This is a genomic window from Gaoshiqia sediminis (assembly GCF_025907915.1).
Classification (GTDB): Bacteria; Bacteroidota; Bacteroidia; order Bacteroidales; family Prolixibacteraceae; genus Gaoshiqia; species Gaoshiqia sediminis.
In genome coordinates, this window is record NZ_JAPAAF010000011.1 from 116,796 (window position 1) to 131,670 (window position 14,875).

General features: G+C 48.1%; 10 protein-coding genes. 1 reads left to right on the forward strand and 9 read right to left on the reverse strand.

The window, feature by feature from the left end; genetic code table 11:
- Nucleotides 1–224: 224 nt before the first annotated feature.
- On the reverse strand, nt 225–1,463 hold the full coding sequence (locus N2K84_RS10030; RefSeq protein ID WP_282591670.1) for an S-adenosylmethionine:tRNA ribosyltransferase-isomerase: 1,239 nt from the start codon (nt 1,461–1,463) through the stop codon (nt 225–227).
- Nucleotides 1,464–1,860: 397 nt separating this feature from the next.
- Here N2K84_RS10030 and N2K84_RS10035 point away from each other — a divergent pair, with 397 nt between their 5' ends.
- On the forward strand, nt 1,861–2,907 hold the full coding sequence (locus N2K84_RS10035; RefSeq protein ID WP_282591671.1) for a DUF2027 domain-containing protein: 1,047 nt from the start codon (nt 1,861–1,863) through the stop codon (nt 2,905–2,907).
- Nucleotides 2,908–2,913: 6 nt separating this feature from the next.
- On the opposite strand, the gene N2K84_RS10040 is transcribed toward N2K84_RS10035, so the two are convergent.
- From N2K84_RS10040 to N2K84_RS10075, 8 genes are all read right to left on the reverse strand, one after another.
- Complete coding sequence (locus tag N2K84_RS10040; protein WP_282591672.1) at nt 2,914–4,107, reverse strand: chorismate transformation FkbO/Hyg5 family protein; 1,194 nt, start codon at nt 4,105–4,107, stop codon at nt 2,914–2,916.
- A 132-nt stretch (nt 4,108–4,239) separates the two neighbouring features.
- Nucleotides 4,240–5,721: a TolB family protein gene (locus N2K84_RS10045; protein WP_282591673.1), complete on the reverse strand. Its 1,482-nt coding sequence runs from the start codon at nt 5,719–5,721 to the stop codon at nt 4,240–4,242.
- Nucleotides 5,708–7,504 (reverse strand): DUF6057 family protein, encoded by a 1,797-nt coding sequence (locus N2K84_RS10050; RefSeq protein ID WP_282591674.1) that lies wholly within the window; start codon nt 7,502–7,504, stop codon nt 5,708–5,710. Before N2K84_RS10050 ends, N2K84_RS10045 begins: the two co-directional genes overlap by 14 nt.
- 12 nt (nt 7,505–7,516) lie before the next feature.
- Nucleotides 7,517–8,980 carry a TolB family protein gene (locus tag N2K84_RS10055; protein WP_282591675.1) on the reverse strand — a complete coding sequence of 488 codons (1,464 nt, stop codon included), beginning with the start codon at nt 8,978–8,980 and terminating at the stop codon, nt 7,517–7,519.
- 10 nt (nt 8,981–8,990) lie between these two features.
- The gene (locus tag N2K84_RS10060; RefSeq protein ID WP_282591676.1) at nt 8,991–10,775 is read right to left on the reverse strand and encodes a DUF6057 family protein; all 1,785 of its coding nucleotides are present in this window, start codon (nt 10,773–10,775) and stop codon (nt 8,991–8,993) included.
- 117 nt (nt 10,776–10,892) lie between these two features.
- A complete protein-coding gene (locus N2K84_RS10065) occupies nt 10,893–12,368 on the reverse strand; it encodes a TolB family protein (RefSeq protein ID WP_282591677.1) in 1,476 nt (491 codons plus the stop codon).
- Nucleotides 12,365–14,110, reverse strand: coding sequence for a DUF6057 family protein (locus tag N2K84_RS10070; protein ID WP_282591678.1), 1,746 nt, complete (start codon nt 14,108–14,110; stop codon nt 12,365–12,367). Before N2K84_RS10070 ends, N2K84_RS10065 begins: the two co-directional genes overlap by 4 nt.
- Before the next feature lie 9 nt (nt 14,111–14,119).
- The gene (locus tag N2K84_RS10075) at nt 14,120–14,719 is read right to left on the reverse strand and encodes a DUF4369 domain-containing protein (protein ID WP_282591679.1); all 600 of its coding nucleotides are present in this window, start codon (nt 14,717–14,719) and stop codon (nt 14,120–14,122) included.
- Nucleotides 14,720–14,875 lie beyond the last annotated feature (156 nt).

Genomic DNA, 14,875 nt, shown 5'->3' on the forward strand with positions numbered 1-14,875 from the left:
GTTTCCAGTGCCTATCCGTTAAGCGGGTCCAAACCGCTAAACGGGTATAACCACTGTTCCCAATTGTATCCAACTGTATTGTTTGCGTTGTGGAAGAGGTGATCTCTAAGTAAACGGGCGCTCGATATAAGAAACGAATGTGTTTATTGATATTCTGTGGGGTTAGATGCCTATCCGTCAAGCGGTTTCAAACCGCTAAACGGATACAGCCACAATCAATTCATTCAATCTTTCAGGTATAAATTGCTATCACCGTAACTGAGGAAGCGGTAATCGTGCGCCAAAGCGTGCTCGTAAATTCGTTTCCAGTCGTTGCCCACGAAGGCCGAAATGAGCAGCAACAGAGTGCTTTGCGGTTGATGGAAATTGGTGATCATCCCCTCAACCAGCCGGAACCGGTAGCCGGGCACAATGATGATTTTGGTGGAAGCGCCGATGGTTTGCAACTTTAGTTTCTGCATGTAGGCCAGAATACTTTCAAGCGCTTCGGTTTTGGTGAGCGTGGTGTTGCTGTGGTAAGGTTGCCATTGTCCTACCTCCAGTTTTTCGGGGTGAAGTTCAGGCTGCTCGTTCAGGCATACCCCCAGCCAATACAGGCTTTCCAGTGTGCGGATAGAAGTGGTGCCCACCGCAATCAGTTTCCCCGGGTGGTTCAGTATTTTTTCAATCAGCGAGCGGCGGACCATAATTTGCTCGGCATGCATCTCGTGTTCGGCGATGGTTTCGGATTTTACCGGCCTAAAAGTGCCGGCACCCACATGCAGCGTCACTTCGTCGCAATCAATCTGCTTTTCTTCCAGTCTTTTAAAAACGGCATCGGTAAAATGCAGTCCGGCAGTTGGCGCGGCCACCGAACCTTTTATTTTGGAGTAGATGGTCTGGTAACGTTCCAGGTCCGAGTCTTCTGTTTCGCGGTTCAGGTAGGGTGGAATGGGCAGGATACCGGCCGCTTCAATCAGCGAGGCAAAGTCGGTGGCCGGTTCGTCCCAGCTGAAGCGCACTTTTACCGATCCGTTTTCCTGGGCTGTTTTTTCGGCTTTAAAATGAATGGTTTTCCCGGCAACGGTCAGTTCCTTGACCAGGATTTCATCTTTCCATTTTTTTAGGTTGCCCACCATGCAGTTCCAGGTACACGATTGGGTTTGCTGAAAGGCCAACTGGTAATCGGCCGGGTCCTCGGGGTCGAGACAAAAAATCTCGATGTGAGCGCCGGTAGCTTTCTGAAAATGAAGACGTGCACGGATCACCTTCGTATTATTGAAAACCAGCAGGCTTTTTTCGGGCAAAAAACCAGCCAGCGAGCGGAATTCGGAATCAGTTATTTTCCCGTTTTGCCAAACCAGTAAGTTGGATTGGTCACGCTGGGGAAGCGGGTAGCGGGCAATCCGTTCATCCGGCAAAGGATAGTCGAGCGCTTGTGCACTCAAATCGAAGATAGCTGATGCTGATTTTTTCTGTTCCATGGGCGGCAAAAATACAAAATATGCGGTAGAAATTATTTCATCTGATAAAACCATCAACGCTTTCTCATTGAGGATGTCAAACTATCCTTTCAGGGGCGTAACTATCCGCCCGGCCACGGCATACCGTGGCCCTACCAGCCGGATAAAACCCGCTGCGCAACAAACGGGAAAGCCAGGTACGGTCACGACATGTCGTAACAACATGCCATCCCTAATGAAAATCCGAATTAATCTATTTGGCATTTGCCGAAAATGCCACGGGTATTCGGGTGCTTTGGGCATGTGCGTCCTGAAAGGACAGATAATTAAAAATTTTTAAAAATGATTTCCCTGCGCTTTCGGCTTTCGGGCGTCGAACCTGAAAATTGTTGTTACTTTTGTGGAAAATCAGACAGCTATGTACAAGTTAGGAGATCGGGTTAAATTTTTGAATGACGTAGGCGGTGGTGTCGTCACCAAGATCGTCGGTAATAATATGGTGCATGTGGAAAATGAGGACGGCTTTGAAATTCCGGTGCTGATCCATGAAATCATTTTGGACGCGGAACAGGCTCCGAAAAAGGAAGAAAAACCAAGCGTGGAACAGTTCATCCGGCAGGGAAAAGCCGAAGCTCCGGTACGCGAGGTGGTAAAAGAGGAACCGCCGGTGTTGATTGCCGGAAACGACGAGCCGAAGTTTTACCTGGCCTTTTTGCCCGAAAACAGCCATAACCCGTTGGAAGGACAAACCAAAATCTATCTGATCAACGATAGTAATTATCATGTGCTTTACCATTACAGTCATTTTGCAGGTAATGAATATGCAACGCAGGAAGCGGGCAAACTGGAACCAAATACGAAGCTGGCACTGGGCACGCTTTCGCAGGCGGATATCGCCCAACTGCCCGAATTTGCTTTTCAGCTGATCTATTTTAAAGAAAAGGCCACTCGTCTGGAGAAACCCCTTACCCGGAAAATCGCTGTCAACCCGGTGAAGTTTTATAAGTCGGGCAGCTTTTCGAAATCCGGTTTTTTCCGCGAAAAAGTCATGTTGTTCAAGTTGAATGAAGGGCCGATGGATAAAGCGCTGGAGGAACTTACCGAGAAAGAGGTGAAGAAGGTGGTCCGCGAAAAGGAGCCGGCCCGAATCCCTCAGCTAAAAGTGGAAACGCCCGAGTTGGTTGAGGTTGACCTGCACATCCACGAGTTGCTCGACTCAACAGCGGGCTTATCGAACAAAGACATGCTGGATGTGCAAATGGCCAAATTCCGCGAGAAGATGGAAGAAGCCATTTCTGACCAAGCCGTTAAACGGATTGTCTTTATTCACGGATTGGGGAACGGTACCCTGAAGCAGGAACTTCGCCGCGAATTGTCAACCAAATACAAAAAATACCCGTTTCAGGATGCCAGTTTCCAGGAATACGGCTACGGCGCCACCATGGTGGTTTTAAGGAGGAAGTAGATTTTTTCAGGAAATCTTTTCGGCTTCAATTTCAACCAACAGGTCGGCCCGGCAAATATCGGCTTTGACAAAGGTGATGGGCACATGGCCAAAATGCTCCCGGCAAATGGATTTTACTTTCGGGATGTCTTTTTCTTCTTTTACATACACCCGCACATAGGCATATTTTTCGGGGTAAACGGTCAGCTCCGGACAATGCGATTTCAGGTTCATCTTGCTGGTGAGCAGTTCCATATTGTCGATGGTGGTGCGGGTTTGCTTTTCCACATCGCCCGGGCCAATGGTTTCCTGGCCAACAATGGAAGCCGTTCCTGAAACAAACACCCGGCTGCTTCTACCGTTGGTCACCAGCTTGGCACGCTCGAACTGGGGCACCTGGTTGGCTTTTCTCTGGTTGGCGGGATCGCCCTTCAGCACGGTTTGCCCATATTTATATGAATTGAGCTGCTTGGGGTTGCTGATGGGGATGACTTTCAGCTTGCTGTTTCCCTTCATCAGCATACATTCGATGGTTACTCCGTTTTGATCAACGCCGATACCGGTCGCTGCCGGAAAGTCGCACCTGCTGCGGTGGTTTGAATAATACTCACTGCGCACTTCGTTGAACAGCTGATAGTGTTGCCGGTTTTTTGAATTTAATTGCTGAAAACCGAAAATCTGCTCTACATAGTTCCACTGGCGTACGAGGTGGTCAAATTTCAGTTGAAGGAGATCGGTTGCTTTTTTCAGGCGGGCAAAAGCTTGTGCGGCTGATCCGCGAATGCCCTCGTGACTAGCTCCGCCTTCGGAACCGGACAGCCAGTACTCCGAAAAACCGGGGACTGATAGTTGGCAGAAGTTGAGGGTGCCAGCCTGCCCGTATGCTACCTCAACCTGCGAAGCATCAGCAAATCCGGCTTCGATAATTACCTGCCAGGGTTTTTCGGGTGCCTCAGCCAATATACTGAACGGAATTTGACTGCCCGAAAACGATGCTTTTATCATTTGGGCTGTTTGTTGAAAGTCGTCTGCATTGCCAGCCGAAACAAAGATCCGCAGCATAAATGCCTTTTGCAGCGGGTTGGCAGCCAAATATTGCTGAAAGCTGTTGAAACAGCTCTGCCATTGCAGTTGGATGCTTTCCGTATTTTGAGGTGTAAAAATATGATAGTTGGGTTTCACCATACAAGCCGGACAATCTTTAGCAACTTCTCGTTCCATGTCAGTATTACTTTTCAAACCTATCAGAATTTCGTGATTATACAAATGATTTTTCGCCTTTTCTCCCTCATTCGGGGAAGGAGTTTGCTGTATCCAATTCCGGGTCTTTATCATGTTCATGGTATTTAGATATCAATGGTTGTGTTCATCAAATTTTACTTGCGCTCCGATCGACTGTTTCGCAACGTTTTCAATTTCATACGGATCCACGTCCACCCGTTTTAACGAAAACTCTGGTATATTGAACGAGTACAGGAACGTGTCGTGAAAATCGGGATCTTCCTGCGGCAACAAAAAGGGCTTGCCGGGATTTCCGGTTTCATCCATGTAGGCGATGTAAAAGTTCATGTGCAGGCCATCCATCCGGCGGCTGCTGTAAATAATCCATCTTCCGTTTGACGACCACGAATGATAGCTTTCCACCTGATCGCTGTTGATGCGGTCTAAGCGAACCAGCGCAGAGTCATTCAGGTGATACAGGTAAAGGTCGGCATCCGTATCGTAAGCCGGGAAATTTCCGCGATTGGCCAACGTCAGCAGGATGTGTTTGCCATCGGGTGACATGCGGGGCATGGTCACACTTTTGCCGATAGCGGAAGCCGAAATCAGGGTATCCACCGTGGCGCCCAGGCCTCCGGTTTCCGGGTCAAACGAAATGGCGCACAAACTGTATTTTGCTGCGTTTATTTCCTGTGGCATTGGCTTGGCTTGCGTGGTAACGTAATAAAGGGTCTGTCCGTCGGGCGAAAAGCAGGGGAATGCTTCGTAAGCCTCATCAGAAAAAATCAGGGGAGAGGTGAAAAACTCATTTTCGTCCACATCATAAATCACCATATCCGAAACCATATCATATGCATGAGCCCGTTCCTGACCGGAGGCCGGGAAAATCTGCCGCACTTTGTTGATTGAAAAAGCAATGTATTTTGCCGAAGGGTGCCAGTACGGAAACGAAACGGCGGAAAAGGTGGTCGGCGTTTTGGTTTGCAGCTTTTCCACCCGGCCTTCCCGGATGATGATGGTACCGGAGTTGTTCTCGCGCAGGTGCAGCATCATGTTGTCCGGGTTGTTGGCTGCCAGCGCGTGGCAGTTCATGCAGGTGTGGGGCATCAGTTTGTTGTCCAGTATTTTTTCGACCTTAAAATCGCTTAAACGACGTTGGTAAATACCCATCTTGTTCCAGGTTTGGTAACCGGGGCTTAGCAAGCGGTAAACGAGGTATTCGTCGATAGGTTCCGACGCCACAAAATAGCTGAAGGTTTTGTATTTCAGCCATTTTTTATTGGTTTTGGCATAAACGGTAAAGGCAATGCTGTCGCCTTTGTTTTCGTCCAGGAAGCGTGCCCATTCATCGGGTGCAATGCTGGTTTTGTTTCCGCGAAAGCCTTCCTCCAGTTCACTTTCCTTACCTTTTACCGAGAGGTAAAGCTCGTCGCAGGCTTCTTCGAGACGAAAATTCAAAGGGGCAATGTTGGGAGGAATGGTTGCCCCGGCATCGTCGGGGAAAACCCCCGGGTATTTGCCGGTGTCTTCCGCATGTCGCGGTTTTTCACTGGTACATGAAAAAGCGACAAACAGGCTGGCCAATAAAATATATGTCAGATTAGTTCTCATCATTTCCTCTAAAGTGTACATAGTACCAATACGTATCGCCATATAGCTTTTGCATCAGCTGTGGTTCTTTATGCCCGCCTTGCCGAAATGTTTGTGCATAGGCCGTCAGGCGCGATCGGACCGGTTCGCTGATGGAATAGTGGGCCAGGTTTTCCGGGATTTCCGGCAGCAGGGTTTCTACATAGGCCAGCGCTTCCTGGTATGTTAATGGCAATTCGCTGTAATTCATTTGACTGGCAAGCGGAAGATATTTTAAAAACTCGTCAAAATCCATTTGCAACAGAGAACGCGATATCAGGAATTCGTATGCCATCTGATTTTTCAGGTTACTCCGCAGCAAGGCTACCAGCATGGTTTCCGGCTGATCGAATTGAAAGTAAAAATCATCCTTGACCCGATAGGTTTTCAGTTTTCCCCATAACGGATGGCTTAGTATTTTGTCGTCGTTGTGCAGGTATTGCATGGCATGGTTGGCCCAGTTGCGGTAAAATAAGGTTTGTCGCAAATAGCGCAGGTAACGCGCAGCTACGTCATACTGTCCGTTGATGAGGCAGTTTTCGGCATATCGCTTCATTGCCCTTACCGGATGGGCAGCATCGGGCGTTGATTCGATGGTTTCGATGCAGAGCATTTGCGAGAAATTTGTCAGGCCAAGATAGAAATACGGTTCCTGGGCCATGAGCGGAGCCATGCCTTGCACTTGGTAGGCGATAAAAAAATCGTGCAGGCCGGGATTGAACTGAAAGAGTTGCGAATTTAACCGGCCGGTTTGACCCAACGCCAGTGTCAGCGCCAGTTTCCCTTGTTCACCAACGGGCGGTTCTTGCCGGGCCAGTTCAACAATTTGCTCCCATTGTTGGCGGCAAACCAGGTTGTCGTACTTCATCTCTTTTTCCTCCTTAAAATCGGGAACATAATAGAGTCCGAAGCCAATGGTAATTAGCAAAACGGTGGTGACTGCATAACGGAATACCGGATGGCTTTTCCCCGGGTAGAAAGACTGGAAGGCCCATTGCAGCAGAATAACCAGCGGAAGGGCCAGGAATACCCAAATGAGTGGGGAAGGGAGAATAAAACTAAATTTGTAGTAGCTGTGCGAAAGGTAGCTTTGCAGGAGGGTGTCAAGGATAACATAGTTCCGGGCAATCAGCGGAATGATACCCCCCACGATCAGCAAAGTTGGAATTGCCCAAACGATTTGCTGTTTGTTCATTTTTCGACTGTCATCCTTAAAAAACAAAATCCATTCAGCCAGGCTGACCGAAAGAATGAAAACCAAATAAGTTCCACCCAGCATCCAATAGATGAATGGTATCGTTAGGAGAGTTGTTTTGAGTCGCCGTTTTGGCTCCCGGATACCGATGATTTCGGAAACTGCCCAAGTGGTCAGGCTCAGCGCCAGTGCACCCGCGAGGTAATAATAATCGTCGAGCAACAGAAAATGGTAGCCAACTGCTGGTATTACAGCCAACAGCGTGTGAGGTTTTCCGAACAGTTTTCGGAGAACACGATTTGTGGCGGTAAACAAGGAAAGCAGGATTCCGCTGACAATTGCTGCTGCCACCCATTTGTACAGAAAGAACTGGGTCAGGAATTCTCCTAAATAGCGAACCAGTCCTCCTTGAATGATCAGATGTTCCTTCAAATATGTCGGGCTCAACAAAAACAACTGCATCTGTTCTTTTTGGACGAGATGCTCCGGATAGACCAACCCCCAATACAGCAGCAGAGCTGTGAAAAAAGCTCCTGTAATCAGCATGCTGGCGTTATGTCGTTTTTCTTTCATTCCGGTTCTTTTTTACTCCCGTTGTTCAACCTTGGTGCCTTCGGTATGGAGAAGGTGCTCCACCTGGTGCATATCCAGTTTTACCGGCTGATTGATAAACTCGGGAATGTTATAAGAGAATAGCAAGGCATCGTGATGACCGGGATTTTCCTGGGGGAGCAGAAAGGGTTTGCCCGGGTTGCCGTTTTCGTCGAGGTGGGCGATAAACGGCCGTGTGTAAAGACCGTCGATACGGCGGCTGCTGAACACAAACCAGCGCGAGTTGGACGACCAGGAATGGTAGCTCTCTGTCCGGTTGCTGTTGACGGCGTCCATGGCCCGGCATTCGCCGGATTGCACATCCAGCAGATACAGGTCGGCCTCGTCGTGCCAGATCGAAAAATTGCCATAGTCGGTGAGGGTGAACATGATATAGCGGCCATCCGGCGAGGGGCGGGGGAATGTGACGCTTTTTCCAAGCGCCGAAGCATGGAAAACAGTATCGATCCTGGTCCCGAATGTTGCTGTTTCGGGATCGAATGCCAGGCTGCACAAATTGTATCTCACTTGCTGGTATTCCGAAGGAAATTCTTTTGCATCGGAGGCACAGAAATACAGGGTCCGGCCGTCGGACGAAAATGTTGGAAAGGTTTCGAAAACCGAATCCGACATTAGTTGGTCGCAATATAAGGTGAGGTTGTTTTTCACATCGTACACAATTACATCGGAGGCCAGGTCAACTACTTCCACCCTTTTTCCCTTCGTTTCGTGAAATACCTGTTTGATGTTGTTGACCGAATAGGCCAGGAAATTGCCTGACGGGTGCCAGAACGGGTAAACAAAATTCGACAGGGTACGCGGAGTTTTGGTGTTGAGCAGGTTGATTTCATCTCCCGTTTTCAGGATGGTACCTCCTTTGGGTCCGCGCATGTGTATATTCAGGTAGCCGGGGTCGGTAAGCCGGAACGAGTGACAGTTGACGCAACTTCCGGGAACCAGCGTATTTTCAATAATGGGCGATTGCTGAAACGTTGACAGGTCTCGCTGGTAGATGCCCATCTTGCTGTACACCTCGTAGCCTGGCGCCACCAAGCGGTAAGCCAGTCCGTAATCAATCGGATCGGGACTGATATATATGGTGAAAGGAGCATATTGAATCCAGTTCCCGTTTTGTTTGATCGAAACAGTAATCCGAATGCTGTCGCCCGTGTTTTTAGCCAGCAATTCAGACCATTTTCGGGATGGCCACTGGATGAACTTTTTCCCGGAAACCGAAAACCCGGACTGGTCGGTTCCTGTAATTTCGGCATGAATGGCGCTGTGTGCTTCATTCACGTTGAAATTTAACGGGGCGATGGAGACTGGAATGGTCACGCCTGTATAATCGGGGAACAGATCGGGCTGATTGGCTTTGGTGGTATCCGGGACAATTGCGTGCCGGCAGGCACTGAAAGCCAGTACCAAAATTGAAATGAATATGTAGAGCTTACGGTTCATGGTCAATGGTTTAATTTCTGAAATGCAGATAATACCAGTAGGTGTCCGAATAATCGTTGCGCAGCAGTTGTTCCGGGTTTTGCCGGGTGGTATAAATGTTTGCGTAATTTTTCACCCGCATTTTTACCGAATTGCTGATCGGGTAGGGGATCGATTGGGTTGGATCGTTGTGTGAAAGCCCCCAAACGTAGATCAGGGCTTCCTGGTAACTTTTCGGAACTACCCGGTAATTGAGGGCTTTTTCCACCGGATAATATTCCATAAAATGCTGTAAATCCTTTTTCAGCAGGCAGCAGGCCATCAGGTATTCGAAGGCCATTTTGTTTTCCTGGTTTTGCATGAAAACAGTGCCGAGCATCATTTCCTTTTCACCCTCACTGAACAAAAAATCTTCCTGTGTGCGCATCTTTCGCAGCAAGCCCCATTCCGGGTGTTCTTCAATCAGGGTTTCTTTTTTTGTCGCCTGGAGCGTATTCGTGGCCCATTTTCGGTAGTAGAATGTTTTTTGGAGCAGGCGGAGGTATTTACCGGCCAGTTCGTAGTTCCCGTTTATCAGGTTGGTTTCGGCCAGGCGCATTACCGAGCGGGCGCTCTTCTGATAGTCGGGCAAGGCTTCCATCGCTTCAAAAGCCAGCCGCTGCGCGGTGTTGATAAATCCCAGGTGGTAATACACTTCGCCCAGGATGGTAGGAATGGTAAAGTCACGGGTAAAGTCGGGCAATAGTCCGCCGATCCCGTTTTGATAGTAATGAAACATCCGTTCGCCCAGCAGATCCTGTTTGGCCAGGGCCAGGTTCAGACAGGTAACCGAAAGCGGACTGGTAGGAGCCTGCCGGTCTGCTTTCTCCAAGATCCGACCCCAACGGCGCGTCCGCGCATGAAAGTCGTATTCCATCACTTCTTCCTTATTCAGGTCAGCGGTTTTCGAAAGCAGAAAATATGAACCCGAAACCAGAAAAAGCAGTTGAACGGCAAGCCAGAAAGCTGGTCGCTGCGGTTGAAGTTTGGATGAAAGCAACTTCGACAGAAAGGGTAGAAAGACGATTAGAAGTCCAACGATGGCGACTGAATACGGGATGACGACCGGATATCGGTAGTAGGTTGCGCCAATCAGCAATTTCGTAAAAGGGAATTGCACAAGGAATTGCTTCGTCAAATACGGCAGGACTATTGACAATCCGATCAGGAAAGCAGAAAAGATGGAGAAAGCCAGAGGTTTCATCATTTTGCTCATCATTTCTCGGGTGAGCACAAAAAGCGGCAGCAACAAAAATGCTCCTCCGGCCAGCCAGTATAATGCAGGGACAGAAAGCAAGGTGAAGATGATCCGGTTTCGCGGATTTTTTACAGCCAAATATGTCCTTATGAAAGCCGAAACAGAAAGAATCGCCACCAGGCCGCCAGCCAAATAGCTTTCGTCGCACAGCAGCGACCAGTATAAAACAGGAGGGACAAACGACAGGGGAATCCAGTAGGTTGCAGTGCCCAGCTTTTGGGCAACCGACCAAACCATACGCTGCAGCAAGGTGAGCATGATAGCTAAAAGAATAGCCCCGATGGACGAATAGAAGTAAAATTGGGTAATAAAATTGCCCAGGTAATCGGAAATACCCCCCGGATAGCCCACGTATTGTGCAAGATAATCGGTTGTAAACAAAAAGAGCTGAAACTGTTCCTGGTAATGCAGGTGATAAGCATATCCAAGGGAGAAAAACAAATACACAACCAATCCAAATGCGAAGGTCAATAGTTGGTCCGTTTTTAATATCCGTGAGAGTAGGTTATTTTTAGTCATTTCAGGTGCCGATCAGTTCATTTGGTTTTTTCTTTCTTCTTCCGAAAATTATCTAAAATATCAATAAATACAAGCCTTCCCATCGTGTGATATCCATTTCCAAATATGTTTTATAAGTTATTCAACTAGCTTGGGTTCGCTTTCGGTATACCGGACCGGCAGCGCCTCCGGTTTCCAATAAATTTGCTCAATATCGCGGGCATCGTAAGGTACCTGGCCTTTTGACAGTTCGGGTATATTGAATGATTTCAGCGTATTGTCGTAATATTCCTGATCGAGTTGAGGCAGGGCAAAGGGTTTGTGCGCTTTGCCGGTTGAATCGAGATAGGCAAAATACGGTTTTCCGTATATGCCGTCGTCGCGTTTGCTGGCAAACACAAACCACCGGCTGTTCGATGACCAGCTGTGGTACGAATCGGAACAGGTATCGTTCACCGCTTCGAGTTTATCCATCTCACCGGTTTCCAGGTCCATCAGTTGCAGGTCGGCTTCGCGGTGCCAAATTGGGAAGGTTCCGTAATCGGCCACCGTGTATAACAGGTATTTGCCGTTGGGCGATGTTTTCAGGTGGCTCACCGAACCATTCATTTCACGGGCATTCCAGAGCGTATCTGCGCTGGCGCCGATTGTTCCGTTTTTTGGGTCAAATGAAGTGCGGCAAATGTGGTATTTCAGAGAGCGGATGCTGTCGGGCAGCGGCACGTAACCGGCCGAACAATAGTAAATCCATTTGCCGCAGGCCGAGAATACAGGGAACGATTCGTATGAGGTAGAATCGGACAGAAAAGGTTGGGAGATGACTTCTCGTGTATCGAAATTCAGCACCACCAGGTCAGCTGCCGAGTCGTACACTTCGAGCCGTTTGCTGCCGTAGGTATGAAGTTCGGGAATGACCACATTGGTGGAGAAAACACCATATCGCCCGGTGGGGTGAAAATTACCATACACGGCATTCGAAATCATATCTTTTGTGCGCGTATTGATCTTTTCCAGCTTTCCATTCCGGTTGACGATAGTTCCCCCGTGCTCGCCGCGGATGTGAAACATGGATAAGGCAGCATCCTGGTTCCCGTAGATGTGGCAGTTCATGCAGCTTCCGCCGGTCAGGTTGTTGTCGGCCAGCACACGTTCGTCGAAAGTCTCCAGGTGGCGCTCCACCAGTTGGATGCTGTTCCACACTTCGTAGCCCGGCTCGATTAGCCGGTAACTCAGAAAGGGATCAATCGAATCCGGTGTTACATGCCAGTTGAAGGGTTTATATTGGATCCATTCGCCCTTCTTTTTCACCAAAACGGTTACTGTAAGTGTCTGCTCCGGCCGGGACGCAAGCAGGGCTTTCCATTTTTTCAACGGAACCTGAACCTTGTTTTTCCCTTTCACACGGATGCTTTCCTTTTCGCCCTCAATGGTCACCAGCAACTTCTCAACCGAGTCGCGCATCAAAAAGTTTAGCGGTGCTATGTTGGCCGGAATGGTCACATCGATATAATCGGGATAAATTGGCGGGTAAGCATGCGAGATCGTGACATAACCGGTTTCGTTGCAGGCATAGAAAAGTACACCGAATAAATATATCAGGATATGAATTCTCATGGTTCCATTGCTGTTTTTGTGGCAAAATGATAATAAAACCAGTACGACTTTCCGTAAAGTTCAACCAGTTTTTCAGGATTTCCTCCGCTGCGTTCGTATAGGTTGGAGTAATTGATAAACTCGCGGATTTTCCGGGACGGAATGTTGTAACTCGCCAGCTCGTCCTGCGATGCTCCGGCCTGAAACAGGCTGACCAGTAAAGCTTCGCTGTACGCCGATGGCAGGGGTAGGTTTTGTTGGCGTGCGTACCGGTCGTACAGTTGGCGGAAAGCGCCGATTTCTTTGTTCAACAAGAGGTGACAGAGCAGGTAATCCCGGGCAATTGTGTTTTCAGGGTTTTGACCCACCAAAAATTGGACAGACGGCAGGTGGTCGTATGCTTTTCGCAGGCTATCGGTTTGGGCAATTTGCTGTCTTTTGCGGATCAGCCAGTTGGGGGATTCTCCGTTTCTGATCAGGTTTAACCGGTCAGTAGCCCATTTTTTATGGAGAAGTGTTTTGTTCAGCATCCGCAAATATTTGGCAGCAGCCGGATAATCGCCTGTCACCAGGTTTATATCGGCCAATCGTTTTACCATGCGCGAGCTTCGATGGTACGGCGAAAACGTCATGCCCAGCATCGCTGAATGTTGTGCCATATTCATGTCGCCCACCAAATAAAAAGCCTCATTGCTGAACAGGATGGTCAGCCAGTTTTCGTGTTGTGAAACGGGTAAAAACAGCCCGTCGGAAGCAGGTTGGTAAACCTCCATCAGCTTTTCGGGCAGTTGGCCGGATTGCGCCAGTGCCAAGTTGGTATAATAGGCTGTATAACGGTTATTCAACTGATATTTTTCGGATAAACGAAGTACCTGATCGGGATGGCCGAAATACGTTTCACTATCGAGCGAAAGAATTTTCTCCAGGTTGAAGTTGGCCATGCTTTTCAACCCGAAAGCCACCAAAATCAGGATGAAAGGCGGAAGCCCAAACCTGAGAATCCGGTAGTGGTTTTGTTGAATGTTTTTGGTGGAAAAATCAAATAACACGGCAAGTAAAATGGAAGCCGCTAACAACAGGCTGCTTGGTTGATTTGCGGGAAACAGGTAGGCCTGTTGCAGGGTGAGCAGGTATTTTTGGTAAAACAGGTATGGAATGAAGCTTGCCAGCAATACGAGAACCAACTGTTTGTATAGAGGGAAGCGGTGATTTTTATTTGCCGGCAAAACAAGCAATATCAGTAAAATATACATGGCGCTGCCCGCCAGCCAGTACGTGGCAAAAAGAAGCAAGATGCCGGCAATGAATGCGATTTTGTGGTTCGATATGCAACGGTAGGCCAGAAAAAATAACAAAACCAGGATGGTGCCCGCAGAAACGGAAACCGGATGTGATAAGCGGGTATGCAGTACCCAATCCATGCCGACCGGTATCAGAGCCCAAAGGTAAGGGGTAGATGAATGATTAATCTGTCTCAGGATTTTCGTAATCAGCAACCATTCGATCAGAAAAAGAGCTGACAACACTGCCGGGCCGCCTCCCCGGAGATAAAAGAACTGGGTGAGAAAATCACCGGCAAAACGAGCCAGCCAGCCCGGTTTGTCAAAGTAGGTCAGGAAATACTCTGCGGAGTATAAAAAAAGTTGCACCTGTTCTTTAAAAAAAAGATGGTAGGCGTAAAAAGACTGAAAAAACACAAAGCTCAGGAGAACAAGCGCACTCCCATATACCCAATGTGTTTTATCATTTTTTACCGTCATCATCAATCTGTATTATTTTTCAGTAGCGAGTTCTTCGCGCTGCTCTTCCGTGAGGGACGCTCCCATCATTTTCAGCACAAAATTGCCGACTACGTTGGTTCGGTTGTTTTTGATGAAGCGGTAATGAAAATCCATGGCAACAGAACGAACTGAATCGATCTGCCGGTTGACAGTACCGCGTTCGATTTCAGCGGTTGAATTATTCAGCTGTCTCAATTCAGCTAGGTTGCTGTCAAATGTTGTTTTATGCTCTTTCCAATGTTGGATTGAGTCGTTTAACGGGGTGCCGGTTATGGCGCTGTTATTTCCTATGGTAGCCTGCAGGCTGCCGGGTTCTTTTACCACAATCAGTTCCTGGAGCTGTAGCCTTAACAGGGGCCTTGTGCGAACGACATAAATCTCGGGGTTATCAACCTGGCTTTTGATCGTAAATTTTCCGTTAGCGATTAACACCGAATCAACCCGCTCGCGGACAGCATTTTCCAGTGGCGCCAGAAAGATATATTCCCCGTCAAAGGTGGTATCGGGCAAATTTCCTTTTAAAATGAAATTGGTTTCTTTTTTACAGGAAAACAAGGCCAAAATAAAAAAGAGGAGTGCAATTTGTTTCATGGCAAATTAGTTTTTGGCAGTCTTGGTTTGGGCATTTAAGTGCCTTTTGAGATGCTAAAAATAAGAGGCTGTCTCAAAAGAGTTCAGTCTCTTTTTTTATTTTGGGTTTTCAAGTCAAAAATCAGCGAAGGGCATCACATTTTTCAATTTTTACTT